A 16,820-nucleotide genomic window follows, 5' to 3' on the forward strand; every position below is an offset into this window, starting at 1 on the left:
AAACACTCGAAGCACCGCGCCCGGTCCGCTTCGCGCCGTTTGCGCCGGGTTTGGGCGTGTTCCGGCAGCACGCTGGCCTGTATATGCCGGCGATCGTCGCCATGACCCACAATTCGGCGATCAAGGCCCTGAGCGATCGCTTGCGAGCCAGGGGCAAGAGTGGCAAGCAGATCATTTTCGCGGCGATGCGCAAGCTGCTGCACATCGCCTACGGCGTCCTCAAGTCGGGTGAGTGCTTCGACGCCCAACGTGCCCTTGCTCACTGAGAGGCAAGACGGTATCTACAGGGGATTGGTGAAAATCCGTCGCATGACGGCCATTCGATGGGCGCGCGAACTCATTCGCGACCCGCACCGAGGGCGCGGCGAGCCGACATCGGCGAACCACAGGGCGGGTCGGTCGGGGATGAGTCTCTTTCTACGGGGAATTGGCGAAAATCCGGCGCGACTCCTGCTCGCCACGTGGCAGCAGGCAGGAAATCGTTCTGGCCGTTTCGGAAAAATATTGAGAATATTTCTCATGATGACGGATCGCCTGCGTCGATCCGCTGCCGGTGCCCTGAAGAAGTCTGAGGAATGCCCGCTCATGTCCACGGAGCGCGAACGCTTGTTGTCCGCTTTCATAGAGCACCGCGATGCCTTGCTTGGCTATCTCCGCCAGCGCTTCGGCAGTCCCAGCCTGGCGGAAGACCTGGTCCAGGAAACCTGGCTGCGCCTTGCCAGGCATACGCCGGAGCGGGATATCGTCAATCCGCGTGCCTACCTGTTCCGCATCGCCACCAATCTGGGAACCGATCATCTGCGGCATCAGAACATGGGGGTCGAAATCCAGGCCGAAGACGAGGAGATCGCCCAGGTGCCGGCCCAGGCCATGGACCCGGCGCGCGAGGTCCAGTCGCACGACGACCTCGAACACCTGCTAAAGGTCATCGACAACCTGCCGCCGCGCTGCCGGGAAATCTTCATTCTCTGCCGGGTCGAAGGGCTCAGCCATGCGCAGATCGCCGAGCGCCTGAACATTTCCAAGAGCACGGTCGTCTCGCAGATGGTCAAGGCCCTGGCGCGGCTCGAACAGGCGATGGAATGAACCCATTAGACTGCTCGCCTCCGACGATCCAGGATAGCCAAGGCATGACCGATACCCGGAACGACAACCTGCTCGAACAGGCCCTCGAATGGTGTGTCTTGCTGCAAGACCCGGACGCCGGTCCCGAGGAGCGCGCGGGTTTCGCCGCCTGGCTGGAGACCAGCGAAGCGCACCGACAGGCCTGGCGGCGGGCCGAGGAGGTCTGGCGACGCCTCGATCCGCTGGCGGAACGGCTGACGGACGGAGCCGGCCAGCCCCCGGATCGGCTCGCCGCCACGTCAGCCGTCGCGCCGGTCCGACCCCAGGCACCGAAGCCCGCATCCCGCCAAAGGACCCGGGCGCTCCGCGCCCTGGCAGCCATGCTCCTGCTCGGCGCGATCCTCGGCTGGCGCTACGATCCCGCCTGGCTGGCGGACTACCGCACCGCTATCGCCGAACAGCGGGAGTGGCGGCTGGAGGACGGTTCGCTGATCCGCCTGGCGCCCGACAGCGCGCTGGACGTGGATTACGGTACGGCGCGGCGGCGGATTCGCCTGTACCGCGGCGAAGCCTGGTTCCAGGTGGCCGCCGATCCGGCGCGGCCGTTCGTGGTCGAGTCGGCGAACGGCCATACGCAGGCATTGGGCACGGCGTTCGATATCCGCCGGCGTGGCGATCAGGTACGGGTACTGGTCAGCGAACACGGGGTCCAGGTCAGTCTGGATCGGCAACGGCAGCGCCTAGAGCAGGGGCAGGCGTTGACCTATGACACCGATGGCTTCTCGCCGGTGAGAAACGTCGACGTGACCAACGAACTGGCCTGGCAGAACCAGCGGCTGGTCTTTCAGGATGCGCCCTTGGCGCAGGTGCTGGCTGAATTGCAGCGCTACATGCCGGGCCGCTTGCAATTGACCGATTCGGCACTGGGAAGCCTGTCGGTAACCGCCGTCTTCGACACGTGCCAGCCACGGCAAGCCCTGGAGAGCCTTGCCGATGTACTGGCCCTGCGCCTGACCCGCATCGGTCCCTGGCTGACCCTGGTGCGTCCCGGCGAGACGCAGGGACAGCAATGATCCGGCCAACGTTCGTGGGCCGCTGAGGAACCGGCAAAAAAGTTTTCGACGCGCATCGTTGTAGTCGCGCATTGGCCCGTCCCCTATGTGATGCGAACAAGAAGAGTTCGCACTATGTCGACGGAGCAATGTCCGAAATGCCTTACCCACCTCGCCGTTTTTCGCCGAAGCACCGCCTCGGCGCCCGTTTCCGACCCCTGTTGCTGGCCAGTGCGATCGGCTGCGTACTGGCGGAAATCCCGTCCGTACAGGCCCAGCAGGAAACCACCGCCGAGCAGCAACGCAACTGGAACATCCCCGCCCAATCGCTTAGTGCCGCGCTGGTGAGCTGGTCGCAGATCAGCGGCGTGCAACTGTTCGCCGATACCGAACTGACCCGAAACCTCGTCTCGACCGCCGTCAGCGGCCGCTACGACGCCGCCGAAGCCCTGACACTCCTGCTATCCGGTACTGGCCTATTCGCGCATTTCCTCGCGCCGGATCGGGTGACACTGGTCAAGTCGGTCGAGCAGCAGGGAGCGATGGCCCTGGATGCCATGCGAATAGAGGACAACTCCCTTGGCACTATTACCGAAAATACGAAATCATATACTCCTGGGACTATCGCATCTGCTACCAGACTAGTGTTGACACCTCGCGAGACACCACAAACTGTCACTGTAATCACACGTCAGCACATGGATGATTTCAATTTAACTAATTTGACAAAAGTCATGGAGCATACGCCAGGGATAACAGTAAGGCAGACCGATAGTGATCGCACCAACTATATGGCTAGAGGATTCACCATTACGAACTATCAATATGACGGCATTCCAATCATCCGTACCGGGCAGTTTCCTGCCGGACAAGATCATGCCGATACAATTGCTTATGATCGTGTTGAGGTTATTAAAGGTGCAAGTGGAGTAACTACTGGGGCTGGAGGTCCAGGCGCAACTTTAAATATGATACGAAAAAAAGCCTACTAACCATTTTTTTGGACACGCCACTGCTGAAGCGGGATCTTGGGATAATTACCGAACTGAATGGGATATTGGCGGCCCATTGGATAGTAATGGTATTGTTCGTGGACGAGTCGTTGGAGCCTTCCAAGACAGAAACTCTTTCTTGGATCGATACAAACGTCGATCCAATGCCTATTATGGGATTCTGGAGGTTGATATTTCACCGGAAACCATGCTGACTTTTGGTGCTGATTACACCAAGATCATACCAACGGGCTCCAATTGGAATGGTATAGATATTTTTGATAGCCACAATAACGAGATTCGTTTGCCTCGATCATTTAACACTGCTGCGGATTGGTCTCGTAATGAGGCATATGCAAACTCATTTTTTACTCAAGTTGATCATTATTTCGCCAATGACTGGACTGCTAGAGCATATTATACTTATCAAGTAAATGGGTATCATAGCAAGACCGGATCAGCATCTGCAAGTTATTATCCTCCAAACGTAGACGATGGCAATTCAACCAGGCTTGTCTCCGGGGAGTACCGAGGTAAAACTAAAACTCATGCTTTAGAGCTATATGCCTCTGGGCCTTTTTATTTATTTGGTCGTGAACATAGCTTGGTTGTGGGAGGCAGTGCTTACCGTAATCATTTTAAGGGCAAGAATTTTCATACCGTTTATACACCTATAGATAATTATTATACATGGGGAGGGGATATACAAAGACCTGACTGGGGAGGTATTGCTTCGCGTGCTGATAGTCTCACCAATCAACGAGCCATATATACTACAATGAGATTTAAACCAACCGATAAGCTTTCATTTATGATAGGAGGACGAGTCACTGATTACCACTTAACACGAGATACTAACTCTCGCGAAAGTGGCAAGGTTATTCCTTATGCCGGACTAACATATGATATTGATGATAATTTTTCCATATATGCTAGCTATACTAGCATTTTCATGCCATCAACCTATCGAGATGTAAATGGCAAAACACTCGAGCCAGACGAAGGCGATAGTTATGAAGGAGGAATCAAAGGTGAATGGTTTAATGGGCGCCTGAATGCCAGTTTGGCTTATTTTGAAATTCGCGAAGAAGATAGGCTTGAGTATGCAGGATATAGCCTTGAACGTAACGAGTATTTTTATGAGGGGGTCAAAGCAAAAACGAAGGGTATTGAACTGGAGGTTTCTGGAGAGATTACTCCGAATTGGAGCATACAAGCAGGCTATACTCATAAAACTATTCGACGGGATGAAGATAACTACAAGCTTTCAACTGATGAGCCCGAGCATCTATTTAAAATTTATACTTCCTATCGCCTTCCAGGTCGGCTGAGTGATTTTACTATTGGTGGAGGGGCCAGCTACCAAGGTACCACATGGAGGGATAATGTATCTCGCAATCAAATACAATATCGCCAAGAAGCATATTGGCTAGTAAATTTGATGGGCAAATATCAGGTCACCGACAATATATCGGCAACACTTAACATAAATAATCTATTTGACAAATATTACTACAACAATATTGGGTTTAGAGCTACAAGAGCATATGGCGAGCCTCGCAACATGATGCTGACCACTCGGTGGGATTTTTAAAGAGCATCAAACGACTTATCCATTGTCGGCCATGAAGCACTTCGAGCCCTATTCTCGCTGGAAGCATATCCGTTCCCTGAAGCCCATCTCCCCTTGACGGGCTTCGATTTCGAGGCGGGTCCATATGGATGCGACGAGAAAAGGTCGATCTTATGAAGCGCTCCATTTTGACCAGATTGCTTCTGGAGCGAACGAAAACTCGCTGGCTCGACGTTCCGGGACGAATACTTGCCGGCCCGCGCCGCAGGCCGGATAGAGGACCGGCACCCATTCTGCGCGCCGGCATGTTTGCCCCTTGAGGGCACCTCTAAAAACTACCTGCGTGCTCATCGCTGCGTTAAAAACAGGCTCAAAATGCTCATTTACAGCGCGTAAACTCCGCTTTTTCGCCTGTTTTTGCCTTGCGCTGACTGCCTCGCCTACGTTTTTAGAGGTGCCCTTGAGTCCGGGGGCCATCTCGAAGGCCTAAGTATTGTCGCCAGGCTGAGTGCCGCCGGGTTTGTGCGGCCGGCGCGGTTTGACGGTTCGTTGTGCCGTTGTGCGCTTGGTCGCGGTGGTTTTGGCCGGGGGCTTTCCGCTGCCGGCCGGCGCGACCTCGGCGCTGGGCGGGGCTTCCGGCGGCTCGCTGATCACGGTGTCGGCGTGCGGCTTGGGCGCTGTCTCCGCCGGGCTGGTTTCGGCCGGTGCCTGACCAGCGGGGTCGGCCGGCGCGGCAATCGGTTCGGGCGCCGCGGCCTTGGGGGCCGCCGCCGTTTCCGTGGGCTCGGGGACGACGGTCGGGATCGGTTCGATCAGTGCCTCCTGCCGTTTGGCCGGAACGGCAACGCTCTCGGCTGCGGGACGGATCTTCGGCTCGGCGGTCGGCGGCGTGCTTTCCGGGAGCGCGGCCGCATCCGCCTCGGCGGGTTGCTCGGCCGTGGTGGGGGATTCCAGGCGCAGCAGGGCGAATTCCGCCGTCGGCAGCTCCAGCACCTCGAACAACTGGCGCCAGAGCGCGCCCAGCGGGCCGTCGCTGCGCTGCCAGCCGGGCTCGATGTTCTGCACCTCGGTGAGGATACGTTGGCGTATGCCGATATCGGGCAGCAATTCGGGCAGCGTCTGTAGGCTCTCCTCGGGATAGGCGAACACCAGCAGGTTCTGCTGGCGGGTGATTTCCCGCAGGGTGGCGACGTCCGGGATGTGCGGGTCGGCGTAGGCCCGGCGGCGGTAATCCTTGACGATGCCTTCCAGCATGGCCTTGTCCAGCCGGCCGCTGGCTCTGGCGAGCAGTAGCAGGATGCGGATCGCCGCTTCCCGCACGCCGCCCTGTGGCAAGGCGGCGTACAGGCGTTCGAGGAGGGTCCGTTCCCGCTCGCTGGCGAACTTCTCGGCCGCGCTGGTGCGCTGGCCGCCGGCAAGGGTGCTGAACCAGCCATAGAGCGTATGGAAGGCCAGCTCCTGGCTGGCGTCGCGCAGGTCGCGCCAGGTATCGAGGGTGTTCTCGACGCTGTCGGAGAAGAATTCCTGCCAGGCCAGCAAGGGGTTGTCGGGGCGCGCCGGATTGCGTCGCCGGCGGGCCAGTTCGGCCGTGCCGGACAGCCACCAGGTCGCCGGATTCAAGCTGCTCCAGAGCTGCCGCTGCAGGTGGAAAGGATGGTGCTCGCGCAACTGCTCGGCGACCGGTTCGTTGATCGCCCGGCTCAGCCAGGGACGCACTGTCCAGTCGTAGAAGGTGCTGCTGATCGCCGAGACGCGGTCGACCAGCTCGAATTCCCGTTCGTCGTCGTGGCCGTCGTCCTCGGCGAGGATGTCGGCGATCCGCCGCGACTCGAAGTGCACCTGGTAGGACTGGGTGCCGCCGTCGGGATGCGGCACTTCGTCGATGATCAGCTCGAAGAGGCCGGGCGGCAGGGCCTTGATCGCGTCGATGGCGCCGATCAGTTGGCGGTGCTCGCGGCGCGCCACCTGGCCGGAGACGAAGATGCCCAGGTGGCCGGCGCTGGCGTGCTTGAGGTAGATGATGGTGCGCCCGGACGAATGCAGCGCCAAGTCGGTCGGATAGAGGTCGGCGATCCAGTTCAGGGCCTGCTGCGGCGGGGTGATGTTGTCGCCGTAGGAGCAGAACACCACTACCGGCGCCTCGATCTTGCGCAGGTCGGTGAGGGTGTTCTGGCCGCCGGTCAGGCGGTTGCCGATGAAAAGTTCGTCGACGATGGTCTCGATCTCCTCACTGTTGAACAGGTTGGGGCTGCCCCACCAGCGCTCGAAATCGAGGAAGCGTTGCGCTTCGCTGTCCACGTTGGCGAAAAGATCGTAGTACTTGCGCCACAGGGAATGGGCCGGATCGAGGTTCTCGAAGTTGTTGACCAACCAGGTGCCGTCGAAGCGGCCGTTGCCGAGGTCGCTGCCCAGGCGGGTCATCCAGGCGCCGCCGAGCAGGCCGCCGGCGTAGCGCATGGGATTGCGGCCGTTGACCCCGGCCCAGTAGGACAGCGGGGCGCCGACCACGATCAGCAGCCCCGGCAGTTCCGGGCGCAGCGCCGCCAGTCCCATGAGCGCCCAGCCGGCTTGGCAGTTGCCGATCAGCACCGGCTTGCCGGCATGGGCGTGGCGCTCGCTGACCAGTTCGATGAAGCGCGCCTCGGCAAGGGCGATGTCATTCAGCGTCTGGCCCGGTTCCGAGCTGTGGCTGAAGGAGATGAAGTAAGTCGGGTGCCCGGCGCGCAGGCTTTCGCCGATCTCCGAGTCCTCCTTGAAGCCGCCGATGCCGGCGCCGTGGCCGCCGCGCGGGTCGATGACGATCACTGGCGGCAGGGAGGGGTCAGTCGTCTGGTTCGGACCGGGCAGGATATGCAGCAGCGAATAGTTCACCGGGGCCGGCAGATCGCGGCCGTCGAGCAGCAGTTCGTAGTCGAACTTGAGCAATACCGGGTAGCCGGCGTGGCGATGTTCGAGGGTGCCGTCGGCGCGCCGGCGCAGGGTGTCGCAGAACAGCAGGGTGCGTTGGTTGAAGTCGCTCAGGTAGTCGAGCCAGTCGCCGGGGCCGATCTGGCGCGTGGCGCAGGCGGCCAGTTTCTGCAGCGATTTTTCCTGGCGTCGCCGGATACCGTCCTGCAAGTTGTCCGCCTGCAGCTTCTGTAGCTTGCCGATATGCTGGACGTAGTTGTGGAAAGAGGAGAAGCAGTCCTCCTGCTGCGCAAAAAAAGTCTCCTGGCTCATGATCACCCTCTTCGTGCTGGAGTAAGGCCAAACGGTGCGCTCCTCCGGAAGAAGCCAGCGGATTCGGATCCGTGGGTCATGGAGGCTCGGGGACAATGGCTCGTTTCTTATAGCGGAGGGTACAGGATGGAGCAAACTTTTTTTGCAACGCAAAAAAATTATGCGGCGAGATATCTGGGAACGTCATAATGCACCGGACGGTCTGCCGCGGTCCGGCGCGTCTGGCCGACCCGGTCGTTGCCTTTGGGAGATTGAGACATGTCCAGCTTTGATTCGAATGTGTTCCAGAAAGGCGTGCCGTCCGGTCTGGAGACCGTACGGCACCTCGGCGAAGGGGTGATCGAGGGCAGCGAGCGGCTCGTCCGGTTGCAGTTCCAGGCATTGCACACGGCCAGCGACCTGTTCTTCGCCAACTGGCGGTGGTTGCTTGCGGCGCCCGGCACGCGGGCGCCCGTCGAGTTGTCGCCGGCGGCCCAAGCGGTGCGGATGCTGGAGTATGGGCGACAGGCTCAGGAAGTAGCGGCAGCGAGTCAGAGGGTCTTGCTCAATCTGGCCCGGCGGCAGATGGACATCGGAACCCGACAGATGCACGGCATGGTCGCAGAGGTGGCGAGGAACGCGCCGTCCGACGCCAAGCCCCTGGTGAACGCCCTGCAGGCCACGGCGAAGCAGATCGACTGCTTGTACGGGCGCGGGTTGGAGGTCGCCGGGCGGGGACTGGCGCAGGCCGACGACGCGGTCCGCGCGACCCGCGAGGCCGGTAGCGCCGCCGCTGGCGCGCTCGAACCCAGGGAGTGACGGGACCGGGTTCCGCGGGGGGCTTCGTGGCGGCCTGTCGCCTTTGCGTCAGACGCCGAGATGGCGGGCCAGCTCGGCGAGTGCCGCTTCCGAGGTGGCGCCGTACCCCGTCCAACTGCAGGCCAGCATTAGATTGCGCGGCAGGCCGAAATCCTCCACCAGCCAGCCCCGTGCGTCGCGTCCGTCCGCTCCGTGGGGAACCTGGGCGCGCAGGTCGCCGGCAGGGGCGAAGCAGGCCCATACCGGCTTGCCGAGCGCCACGGCCATGCCCACTTCGAACACGGTACCGGAGTCTGGCTCCAGGCCGCGAAAGGGTTCCAGGTTGGCCAGCACGGCGTCGGCGCTGCGTAGGAGGGCGATGTTCGCTTCGAGAATCCACTGCGCCGCTGCGGCCGGGGTCAGTTCCGGTGGCAACTGGTTGTCCAGTGGATAGAGGCCTTCGAGGCCATGCTCGGCGCATAGCCGCTTGAGCCGGGCGCCACGTTCGACGGCATCGGGCCGGAACACGTCCGGGCCGGCCAGATAGATCCTGGGCATGGTGTTTTCCTCGCTTCGCTGCTTGGCCGGGGGGGACCGGCAGGGCGCCGGTTCCCGGCGTCAGCTTCGCGCGCTGGCGGGGAAGGGGCAAGCTCGGGCGAGAGCCGTGGCCGGCCTCAGAAGTGGCCGCCCATGACGCTGTATTCGAGGGTGTGCCGTTCGCCGTGACTGTCTTCGTAAAATATGTGGATCGGCACCACTTCGCAGATGTCGTCGGGGATGTTTTCGGTATGGATGACGCGGGCGATGTCCAGGTTCGTGGCGTATTCGTAGCGTTCGACATCCGTGGCGTTCGCCTTCTGCGCGAACTGCGTCTGGCCGTCGGCGGCGGCCATGCACGAAAGACCGGCCAAAGCCAGCCAGGCCAACGCTTTCATCGAGAATCACCTTAGCGCGAAACTTTATCGATAACCTGTCCGGCCTCGTATGAGCCGGACCAGGTATTTGTCCACCGTAGGGATAATGCGGTTGGGCAATTGTCGCCTCCGGTTTTCAAGTTCTTCCGGAAGGTGAGTCGATTTTAAAAGTTGTGAAAATCTCATTAAATAAGCAATAACCGCAAGGACTGTTGAGTGGAGGGAAAATAATGCCGGGAAGCGATCGCCGGCGGTCGAAAGTTGGTCGGATGGAAGGGTAAAAGACTTTTTATTTCATTGAGTTACGGTAATTCGGCGGGCGTTGCGTGTAACGGTTCTGGATGTCTTGGCGGCTGGAACGAGTGCTCGAATTCGCATCGGCGGATCGCCGTGAAAGCTTGGGGCGGGACCGGAAGTTTGCGATGAGCGTTTCAGGACGATGCGGGGAAGTTGGCTGGCGGGTATATACGTGGTTTCGCCTAGCCGTCTCGATGGAATATTCGAAAGAGCGCTGGAAGTTATACGGAAGTTGTAACTTCGTATGTGGGCACCGAACGTCCGGCGCCTCTACGGGGCACCTCTAAAAACCGCCCTCCGAATCACGCTGAGCGATCTGCTCGTTGGACAGGTTGAACAACTGCTGAAGCACCGGCAGGCGCGTCATTAGCTCTGTCGGATAAGGCGGCCGACTGCCCTTGACGTGGCTGGGGCGAGGCGCTCTACGGTCGATCTCGGCTGCCAGGGCGGCAAAGTCCACATGCTTGTCCAGTAGAACCAGTGGGTCGCTTAGGCTATCGAGCTTGGCTTCACGTTCCTGGTCGGCAAATAGGCTGAACATCGGCAGGCTCCGGAGATCAACAAACCGTCGAGTTTACTCTCGGGACGCGAGGGTTTTAGAGGTGCCCTGCAGAGGAGACCAGCAACCAGAGCTGCCCCAGGCGCCCACCGCGCCTCTATGCCAGCAAGGGCGGAATATTCCGGGCTTGCGTTCGACAGTCATGATTCTCGTTCGGCCGTATTTCCCATTTCGTCATGAATGAAACCGGACTGTTCGCCAGAATGAATGGAGGTTCGCAAAGTCACTACCCCGTCGCAGCGGTAGAAGCAAGGCGAGACGGCGAGGCCCGTTTCATCGGCAACATGCCCGACCGACTTAACCGGATAGCCGATAAAGGCCGGCAGAACCTGTCCAGCAAGACGATCCATTTGCCCATCGGCACTCTACGAACCGACCGGCGGCAATAAAACTAAAACCGGGACGGCCAGTCCATAAGCCCATGCTGAAAGGCTTGGGAAGGCCCGTTGGCGCCGTCTCGATAGGGCACCGGGCAACTCATCGACGACCGGTAGGGCTGGCGGGGTGCTACTCCCCGAGCGACGCCGATAAGCTGCCGCCCTGTTTCAAACCAATTCCAGAATTTATAGAGAGCCCGATGATTCAGTCCTTTACCACCATCCCCAACACCAATCAGAACCTGGTGCTTGTCGAGATCACTTACCTAGGCGACGGCACGGACGACAGTCATGAAATCAGTGAGCTGGATATCGTTGGGTGGCGCATTTCCACGGATGAAACCATGGCCTCATCTCCGGAGCCGATCGTTGTGGGCTGGAGCGACGCCGTGTCGAACTGCATGTGGGGCGTACTCAACAAGATCAAGGGCACGGTATCCGCCGATGCCTTCGAACATCCGGTGCCGTTGGACAGGTGGGTCGCCGAAAGCCTGGGCAGGCTTCGCGGACGGGAGGCGAAACATCGGATGCAGCAGCAGAAAGTGCAATGCGGTGAGTATTGATCCGCCAGGTGTTCTAGCACAACGGTTGGCGTACGGTCCGATCCGTTCGGCCCACCCCGACCGTGATCGCAGCAATGGGGATTGGCAGTAGACATACGGCCGCTCGCGACGAGCATGTATCCGGCCGGCTGGATTCAAACGACGTCAGCCGACAAGCTTGGCGTATCCCTGTAAGCCATCACTTACAGAAGATCGGGAGTTCTCCCAATTTGCCCGAGACGTCGATCCCGGTAAATTCATTTCCACACCGACGTCGAAGGATCGACGAAGGCTGCCAGGGATGGAAGTCAGGGACTGTCGCAGGATTGCGGCATCATCAGGACGATGGCCCATGGAAGAAGGGAAAACGAAAAGCGCCAAGGTAGCCCCTTGGCGCTTTTCGTTTGTGCAGAAGAAAGTAGTTCCGACCGGAAGCGGAAAGGGTTCCGCCCAAACAGTGCCTCCCCCCTTATGCGAACGCACCAATCGGATCGCCTCCTGGCCTCGTCCCACCGAGCCGGTGCCAACCCACAATCATGTTCCCGAGACTTCGAGCCGCCGGCTGCCGCCGCGCCTCGGTCGCCGTTCAATCGCCCGGAAAAACGCCGGTTGCGCACCAGACATTCCCAGCAGTACCGGGATGGCACCCCATACGGCGACAAGCCCTGAGCCACGGCTGATCGTTCCGGCTGTCGGCTCGGAAACAGGCCAGCGCAGCCGACTAGTGAAACGATTCATCAATAGCTGGACCTCAGCACTTGTCAAAGAAGAGTCCAGCCACTAAGGTAGCGCTGTCCTAGCAGTTTTCCCTTATTTCCCCCGGAGCCCGCAGACCGTTCCGCGGTGAAATCCAGGCGACAATCGACAAAAACAACAAGCAGGACGGCAGCAAGATTCTCCGCTCGACAATGGGCTTCAAGCCCGCGAGACACGCCGTCCACGCATCGAGGTATCTTATGCGTTCATCCAACGCCATGTGGATCGACTCAGGAACTGCCCACCACGGCCAGTTCCGCCCTGCTTGGCCGTTCCAACGGCGTAGGGCGACCACTCTCGGACGGCGAAGACACAGTCCCCCCTTGCGGCCTCGGCGTACCGATATCCGTCATTGAGGCCAGGCCGAAGCCGGCTAAACGCCTCCTGCCACGAGCGGCGAAGGCGGCTACCACCGGCCTCGCCATTCCGGCAAGACACAAACCCCGGATCGCCACCGGAACCGCCTCAAGGTACGCCGAAGCGGCAAGTGAGCATTCCGACACGATCGGTGCCTCCTCTCGACAAACCTTTACAGGTTAGAGAAAGCGCCGTCCTGCCCACGGCAGGAGCCTCTCCTTGAAGCAACAATCACAACAAGAGGAAATGCACAATGACGACGGTAGAAACGACCTTCAACAATGCCGGCACGGACACTCTGGCGCCTCCCCAGGCGCAGCGATTGAGCCTGTACGTTTTCGCCTTGTTCTTCATTTTCGGAGGGCTGACCAGCCTCAACGACGTCCTCGTTCCAAAGCTGAAGGACCTGTTCAGCCTCAGTTACACCGAGGCCATGCTTGTGCAGTCGGCGTTCTTCTTCGCCTATTTCGTCGCCTCCATCCCGGCGGGCCTGCTGATTTCGCGCATCGGCTACATGAAGGCCGCCGTCGTCGGTCTGCTGACCATGGCTGTCGGCTGCCTGATGTTCATCCCGGCAACCCTGTCGACGCTGTTCCCAGCCTTCCTCGGCGCCCTGTTCATCCTGGCGGTAGGCGTCACCACCGTCCAGGTGGTCGCCAATCCCCTGCTGTCGCTGCTCGGGCCGGGCTCCACCGCCCATAGCCGCCTGACTCTGGGCCAGGGCTTCAACTCGCTGGGCACCACCGTGGCCCCCTACATCGGCGCCATCCTGATTCTCGGCGCCCTGAACGAAGTGGACCCGTCGACGCTATCGGGCGCCGAGCTCTCGGCCTTCCTGGCCCACGAAGCCAGCGTCATCAGCAATACCTACGTCGGCATCGCCCTGATCATCTGCCTCATCGCCGCTATCGTCTGGCTGCAGCGCAACGCGCTGAAGTCCTCGAAAAGGCCCGAGCGTCTCAATCCGTTTTCCGCCCTCGACCTGCTGAAGCAGCCGCGCTTCGCCTTCGGCGCCGCCTGCATCTTCCTGTACGTGGGTGCCGAAGTGGCCATCGGCAGCCTGCTCACTGACTACCTGATGCTGCCGACCACCCTGCATCTGGTCGCGGAGGAAGCCGGCAAGCATGTGGCCTTCTATTGGGGTGGCGCCATGGTCGGCCGCTTCGTCGGCGCGGCCCTGATGCGCCGCTATGCTCCCGGCAAGCTGCTCGCCTTCGCAGCCAGTACCGCCATCGTCCTGATCAGCTTCTCCAGCCTCTCGACCGGCAGCATCTCCGGCTGGTCGCTACTGGCCGTGGGATTGTTCAACTCCATTATGTTCCCGACCATCTTCAGCCTGGCTTCCGAAGGGCTCGGCGAACGGGCCGCCGAGGGCTCGGGCCTGATCTGCTGCGCCATCGTCGGCGGCGCGATCGTTCCGCCGCTCACCGGGCTCGCCGCCGATCTGTCGACGCTCTCCTTGGCGCTGGCCGTTCCGGCTATCTGCTACGCCGGCATCGCCTCCTATGGCTGGTACGCACGCCGTCCGCACTTGGCGAACTGATCGCGAAGCCACCGTTTTCTCCTTGCCGTTCCGGGCCGTACAGGCCCGGAGTGCTGCTCCAGTCGACGTCCCTTGCGCAGCCAGCGACGATGCACGGTATCTTCCGTATCGTCCCGTCTCGACGTCAGACCGCCCGCCAGGTCCAAATCCGTCATTCAGCCGATACGAGCCATCACGCCATGCGCCTTCGCCGCATACACCATGCCGCCATCATCTGCTCGAACTATGAGGTTTCGAAGCGCTTCTATACGGAATGCCTGGGGCTGCGCATCCTGGCCGAGCACTACCGGGCCGCGCGTCAGTCCTACAAGCTCGATCTGGCGCTGCCCGACGGCTCGCAGATCGAACTCTTCTCCTTTCCCGCTCCGCCGGCGCGCCCTTCCTATCCGGAGGCTTGCGGCCTCCGTCACCTGGCCTTCGCGGTCGAGGACGTGGCCGCTTGCAAGGCGGAACTCGAGCGCCAGGGAATAGCCGTCGAGCCCATCCGGACCGACGGGTACACGCACAGGCGCTTCGTCTTCTTCGCGGACCCTGACGGTTTGCCGCTGGAGCTGTACGAGTCGGGGGATCGACAGGACCACCGGGAACCTAACGGCCCTGGCGGATACGGTTCCGCCCGCGCCAGCGAGGATGGATGATCGGCCCCGCCGGAAAGGGGAAGACGCCGCTTCCGGGCGCCAGGGACAACGCCCCGATGCCCAGACTCGGACTCAGGCGGCGGCGGGTTCCAGCGCTTGCTGCAGGGCCACGCCAGCGCCCTCCAGGCCGGGATATTCGGCGGTCACCAGCCAGACCGGCACGCCTTTGAGGTAATGGCTCATGCAACCCTTGCTGCACAGGCTGCTGGCGAAACCGCTGGACTGGAAGAAGGCGGCGAAGCGCGGAATCACCCCACCGACGATATAGACACCGCCACGCGCGCCCGTGGTCAGCACGCCGTTGCCGGCGACCCGGCCGAGCCAAATGCAGAACAGGCTCAGGACTTCCACCGCGACTGGATCGCCGGCCAGGGCGGCCGTGCTGATCTCCGCGGGAGTGCCAAGGTGCGGCGCATGGCCGTCCAAGGCGCAGACCGCCCGGTAGAGTCGCACCAGACCGCTGCCGCTGAGCACATCCTCGGCACGTACATGGCCCAGATCAGCGAACAATTGCTGCCACAGTGCCGCCTCGCGCAGGCTGCCGACCGGCAGATCGACATGCCCACCTTCGCCCGGCAGCACCCGCCAACGGTCGTCGCCGTCAGGCACCAGGGTGCTGACGCCCAGGCCGGTGCCCGGCCCTATCACCAGAGACGGGTTGCCGGGCTCCGACGCGCCGGGACAGATCTGGATGCGTCCGTCCTCGCGCAGGCGCGTCATACCTAGCGCCATGGCGGTGAAATCGTTGATCAGCAGGAGGTTGTCCAGCCCCAATGTCCGACGGAAGGCGCTGCGGTTCAGGGTCCAATGGTTGTTCGTGAAGCGGAAATCCTCGCCGGACACCGGCCCGGCGCAACCCAGGCACAGGCTGGAGAGATCGCCCGACGAAAGTCCGAGGGAGGACAGGTAATGCTCGATCGCTAGTTCCGGCGTGGCGAAGTCGGCCGCGGGCAGCGTCTGCACCGATTCGATCCGCTCATCGCGCCACAAGGCGAAACGCGCGTTGGTACCCCCGATATCACCGACCATTGCCAGAGTCATTTCAGTCGCTCCTGCAGTCCGGGGCGCATCCCGTGCGAGGTGGCCAAGATAGAATGGAACGCGGAGATGTGGGTTTCGACAGTCATAGGCTTCACACTTTGTTGTATTTTGTAGATAAAGTCCGGAAAAATCCCGGCAAGAACCTGAAACTGGTCGCGATCGCACGACAAGGCAGCGGCCAGCGGCAGGGACGACCGTCCTTTGAGCCCCTGAAAGCGCGACATTCCGAAAGAAAGTCGCTCCCGGACGCGCCACGAAGACTGCGCTATACTCGCAGTTGGTGCACAAATAGGCTCAGGTCTGCCACCCCTTCGCCCATGCCGCACAGCCTCCCGGCTCTCTTTAGCACAGACCGGAAGCAGGCCACGGCACGGCAGGGATACAGCCGAAAGATAACGCTACCTTAGCCTTTGGCTTTTCGCTTAACAAGCCCGTTTCATCCCTGCCTGCCAAGCCGGGACGCCGGCAGTTCTCTCGTTGATCGCGAATGCTCCGAAGCCCCCGAACGCGTACGGGAAAAGCGCGGCCGCGACCATGGGAATGATCGAAAGAGCGGAGCCCCGGCAACGTTCAGCCGACCTGCCCGGCCGGCGATGGCCGAGCGCGTGGCGAACCCCGATGCTCAGACGGGCCGCTTGATGGCGGCGACCGCCGCAGCCAGTTCCTCGAGGCGCTGCTCGATGCGGATCAGGCGCCTCTTCTCCGAGGCGACATGCCGGATCTCCTGGCGGTCGCCCTCGCCGAGCGAACGGAGCAGTTCGAGCAATGCTTGCTCGCCGGGGCTGATGTCGTAGACGGCCGCCGACTCCCGGGCCGCCATCCCCTCCACCTCACCTCGGCTCATAGCCCCTTCGCCGAGCAGCAGCCAGTCGAGCGAGACACCGTGCTTGTCGGCCACCTCTACGCACAGCGCATAGGGAATGGTATCCCTGGACTTCCAACTGCTCAGGGTCTGGGGGCTTATGCCCAGCGTGGAGGCCAGAGCCGTATCGGTCGCGCAACCCGTCAGCATTTTAAGGCGCACCAGAACAGCCATCGCACTTTTCTTACGCATTTGGAGTATTACCGTTTGACATATGCGTTTAGAGTAGATATCGTTACGCGCAACGAGTACATCT

At 61.0% G+C, this 16,820-nt stretch carries 15 protein-coding genes and 1 pseudogene; 8 read left to right on the forward strand and 8 right to left on the reverse strand.

What is annotated here, in order from left to right:
* Positions 1–101 precede the first annotated feature (101 nt).
* From ACGI6K_RS01070 to ACGI6K_RS01085, 4 genes and pseudogenes are all read left to right on the forward strand, one after another.
* Entirely contained in the window at positions 102–266 is a 165-nt protein-coding gene (locus ACGI6K_RS01070) for a hypothetical protein (protein WP_376945554.1), read from the forward strand.
* 319 nt (positions 267–585) lie between these two features.
* Positions 586–1,086 carry an RNA polymerase sigma factor gene (locus ACGI6K_RS01075; RefSeq protein ID WP_376945556.1) on the forward strand — a complete coding sequence of 167 codons (501 nt, stop codon included), beginning with the start codon at positions 586–588 and terminating at the stop codon, positions 1,084–1,086.
* Positions 1,087–1,130: 44 nt separating this feature from the next.
* Positions 1,131–2,138 (forward strand): FecR family protein, encoded by a 1,008-nt coding sequence (locus ACGI6K_RS01080; protein WP_376945558.1) that lies wholly within the window; start codon positions 1,131–1,133, stop codon positions 2,136–2,138.
* 137 nt (positions 2,139–2,275) lie between these two features.
* Positions 2,276–4,703: pseudogene (locus tag ACGI6K_RS01085) on the forward strand (TonB-dependent siderophore receptor).
* 465 nt (positions 4,704–5,168) lie between these two features.
* Here ACGI6K_RS01085 and ACGI6K_RS01090 read toward each other — a convergent pair.
* Entirely contained in the window at positions 5,169–7,901 is a 2,733-nt protein-coding gene (locus ACGI6K_RS01090; RefSeq protein WP_376945560.1) for a DUF3141 domain-containing protein, read from the reverse strand.
* Positions 7,902–8,159: 258 nt separating this feature from the next.
* Between ACGI6K_RS01090 and ACGI6K_RS01095 the strand changes: the two genes are divergently transcribed.
* Positions 8,160–8,699 carry a phasin family protein gene (locus ACGI6K_RS01095; RefSeq protein WP_376945562.1) on the forward strand — a complete coding sequence of 180 codons (540 nt, stop codon included), beginning with the start codon at positions 8,160–8,162 and terminating at the stop codon, positions 8,697–8,699.
* Positions 8,700–8,747: 48 nt separating this feature from the next.
* On the opposite strand, the gene ACGI6K_RS01100 is transcribed toward ACGI6K_RS01095, so the two are convergent.
* From ACGI6K_RS01100 to ACGI6K_RS01115, 4 genes are all read right to left on the reverse strand, one after another.
* The gene (locus tag ACGI6K_RS01100; protein WP_376945564.1) at positions 8,748–9,236 is read right to left on the reverse strand and encodes a nucleoside 2-deoxyribosyltransferase; all 489 of its coding nucleotides are present in this window, start codon (positions 9,234–9,236) and stop codon (positions 8,748–8,750) included.
* 116 nt (positions 9,237–9,352) lie between these two features.
* Positions 9,353–9,613 (reverse strand): DUF2790 domain-containing protein, encoded by a 261-nt coding sequence (locus ACGI6K_RS01105; RefSeq protein ID WP_376945566.1) that lies wholly within the window; start codon positions 9,611–9,613, stop codon positions 9,353–9,355.
* Positions 9,614–10,172: 559 nt separating this feature from the next.
* A complete protein-coding gene (locus ACGI6K_RS01110; RefSeq protein ID WP_376945568.1) occupies positions 10,173–10,430 on the reverse strand; it encodes a transposase in 258 nt (85 codons plus the stop codon).
* Between the two features lie 158 nt (positions 10,431–10,588).
* Positions 10,589–10,798 carry a hypothetical protein gene (locus ACGI6K_RS01115; RefSeq protein ID WP_376945570.1) on the reverse strand — a complete coding sequence of 70 codons (210 nt, stop codon included), beginning with the start codon at positions 10,796–10,798 and terminating at the stop codon, positions 10,589–10,591.
* Positions 10,799–11,025: 227 nt separating this feature from the next.
* Between ACGI6K_RS01115 and ACGI6K_RS01120 the strand changes: the two genes are divergently transcribed.
* The 3 genes from ACGI6K_RS01120 (at position 11,026) to gloA2 (ending at position 14,661) form a co-directional block, all read left to right on the forward strand.
* A complete protein-coding gene (locus tag ACGI6K_RS01120; RefSeq protein ID WP_376945572.1) occupies positions 11,026–11,388 on the forward strand; it encodes a hypothetical protein in 363 nt (120 codons plus the stop codon).
* Between the two features lie 1,345 nt (positions 11,389–12,733).
* A complete protein-coding gene (locus ACGI6K_RS01125; RefSeq protein ID WP_376945574.1) occupies positions 12,734–14,023 on the forward strand; it encodes a sugar MFS transporter in 1,290 nt (429 codons plus the stop codon).
* Positions 14,024–14,202: 179 nt separating this feature from the next.
* Positions 14,203–14,661 (forward strand): SMU1112c/YaeR family gloxylase I-like metalloprotein, encoded by a 459-nt coding sequence (gloA2, locus tag ACGI6K_RS01130; RefSeq protein ID WP_376945576.1) that lies wholly within the window; start codon positions 14,203–14,205, stop codon positions 14,659–14,661.
* Between the two features lie 72 nt (positions 14,662–14,733).
* Here gloA2 and ACGI6K_RS01135 read toward each other — a convergent pair whose 3' ends face one another.
* The 3 genes from ACGI6K_RS01135 to ACGI6K_RS01145 form a co-directional block, all read right to left on the reverse strand.
* Positions 14,734–15,702, reverse strand: a complete 969-nt coding sequence (locus tag ACGI6K_RS01135; protein ID WP_376945578.1) for a glucokinase — start codon at positions 15,700–15,702, stop codon at positions 14,734–14,736.
* Positions 15,699–15,926: a hypothetical protein gene (locus ACGI6K_RS01140; RefSeq protein WP_377968975.1), complete on the reverse strand. Its 228-nt coding sequence runs from the start codon at positions 15,924–15,926 to the stop codon at positions 15,699–15,701. The genes ACGI6K_RS01135 and ACGI6K_RS01140 overlap by 4 nt, the downstream gene beginning before the upstream one ends.
* 398 nt (positions 15,927–16,324) lie before the next feature.
* Complete coding sequence (locus ACGI6K_RS01145) at positions 16,325–16,738, reverse strand: helix-turn-helix domain-containing protein (protein ID WP_376945580.1); 414 nt, start codon at positions 16,736–16,738, stop codon at positions 16,325–16,327.
* Between the last annotated feature and the right edge of the window lie 82 nt (positions 16,739–16,820).

The organism is Azorhizophilus paspali (genome assembly GCF_043587585.2).
Classification (GTDB): domain Bacteria; phylum Pseudomonadota; class Gammaproteobacteria; order Pseudomonadales; family Pseudomonadaceae; genus Azotobacter; species Azotobacter paspali.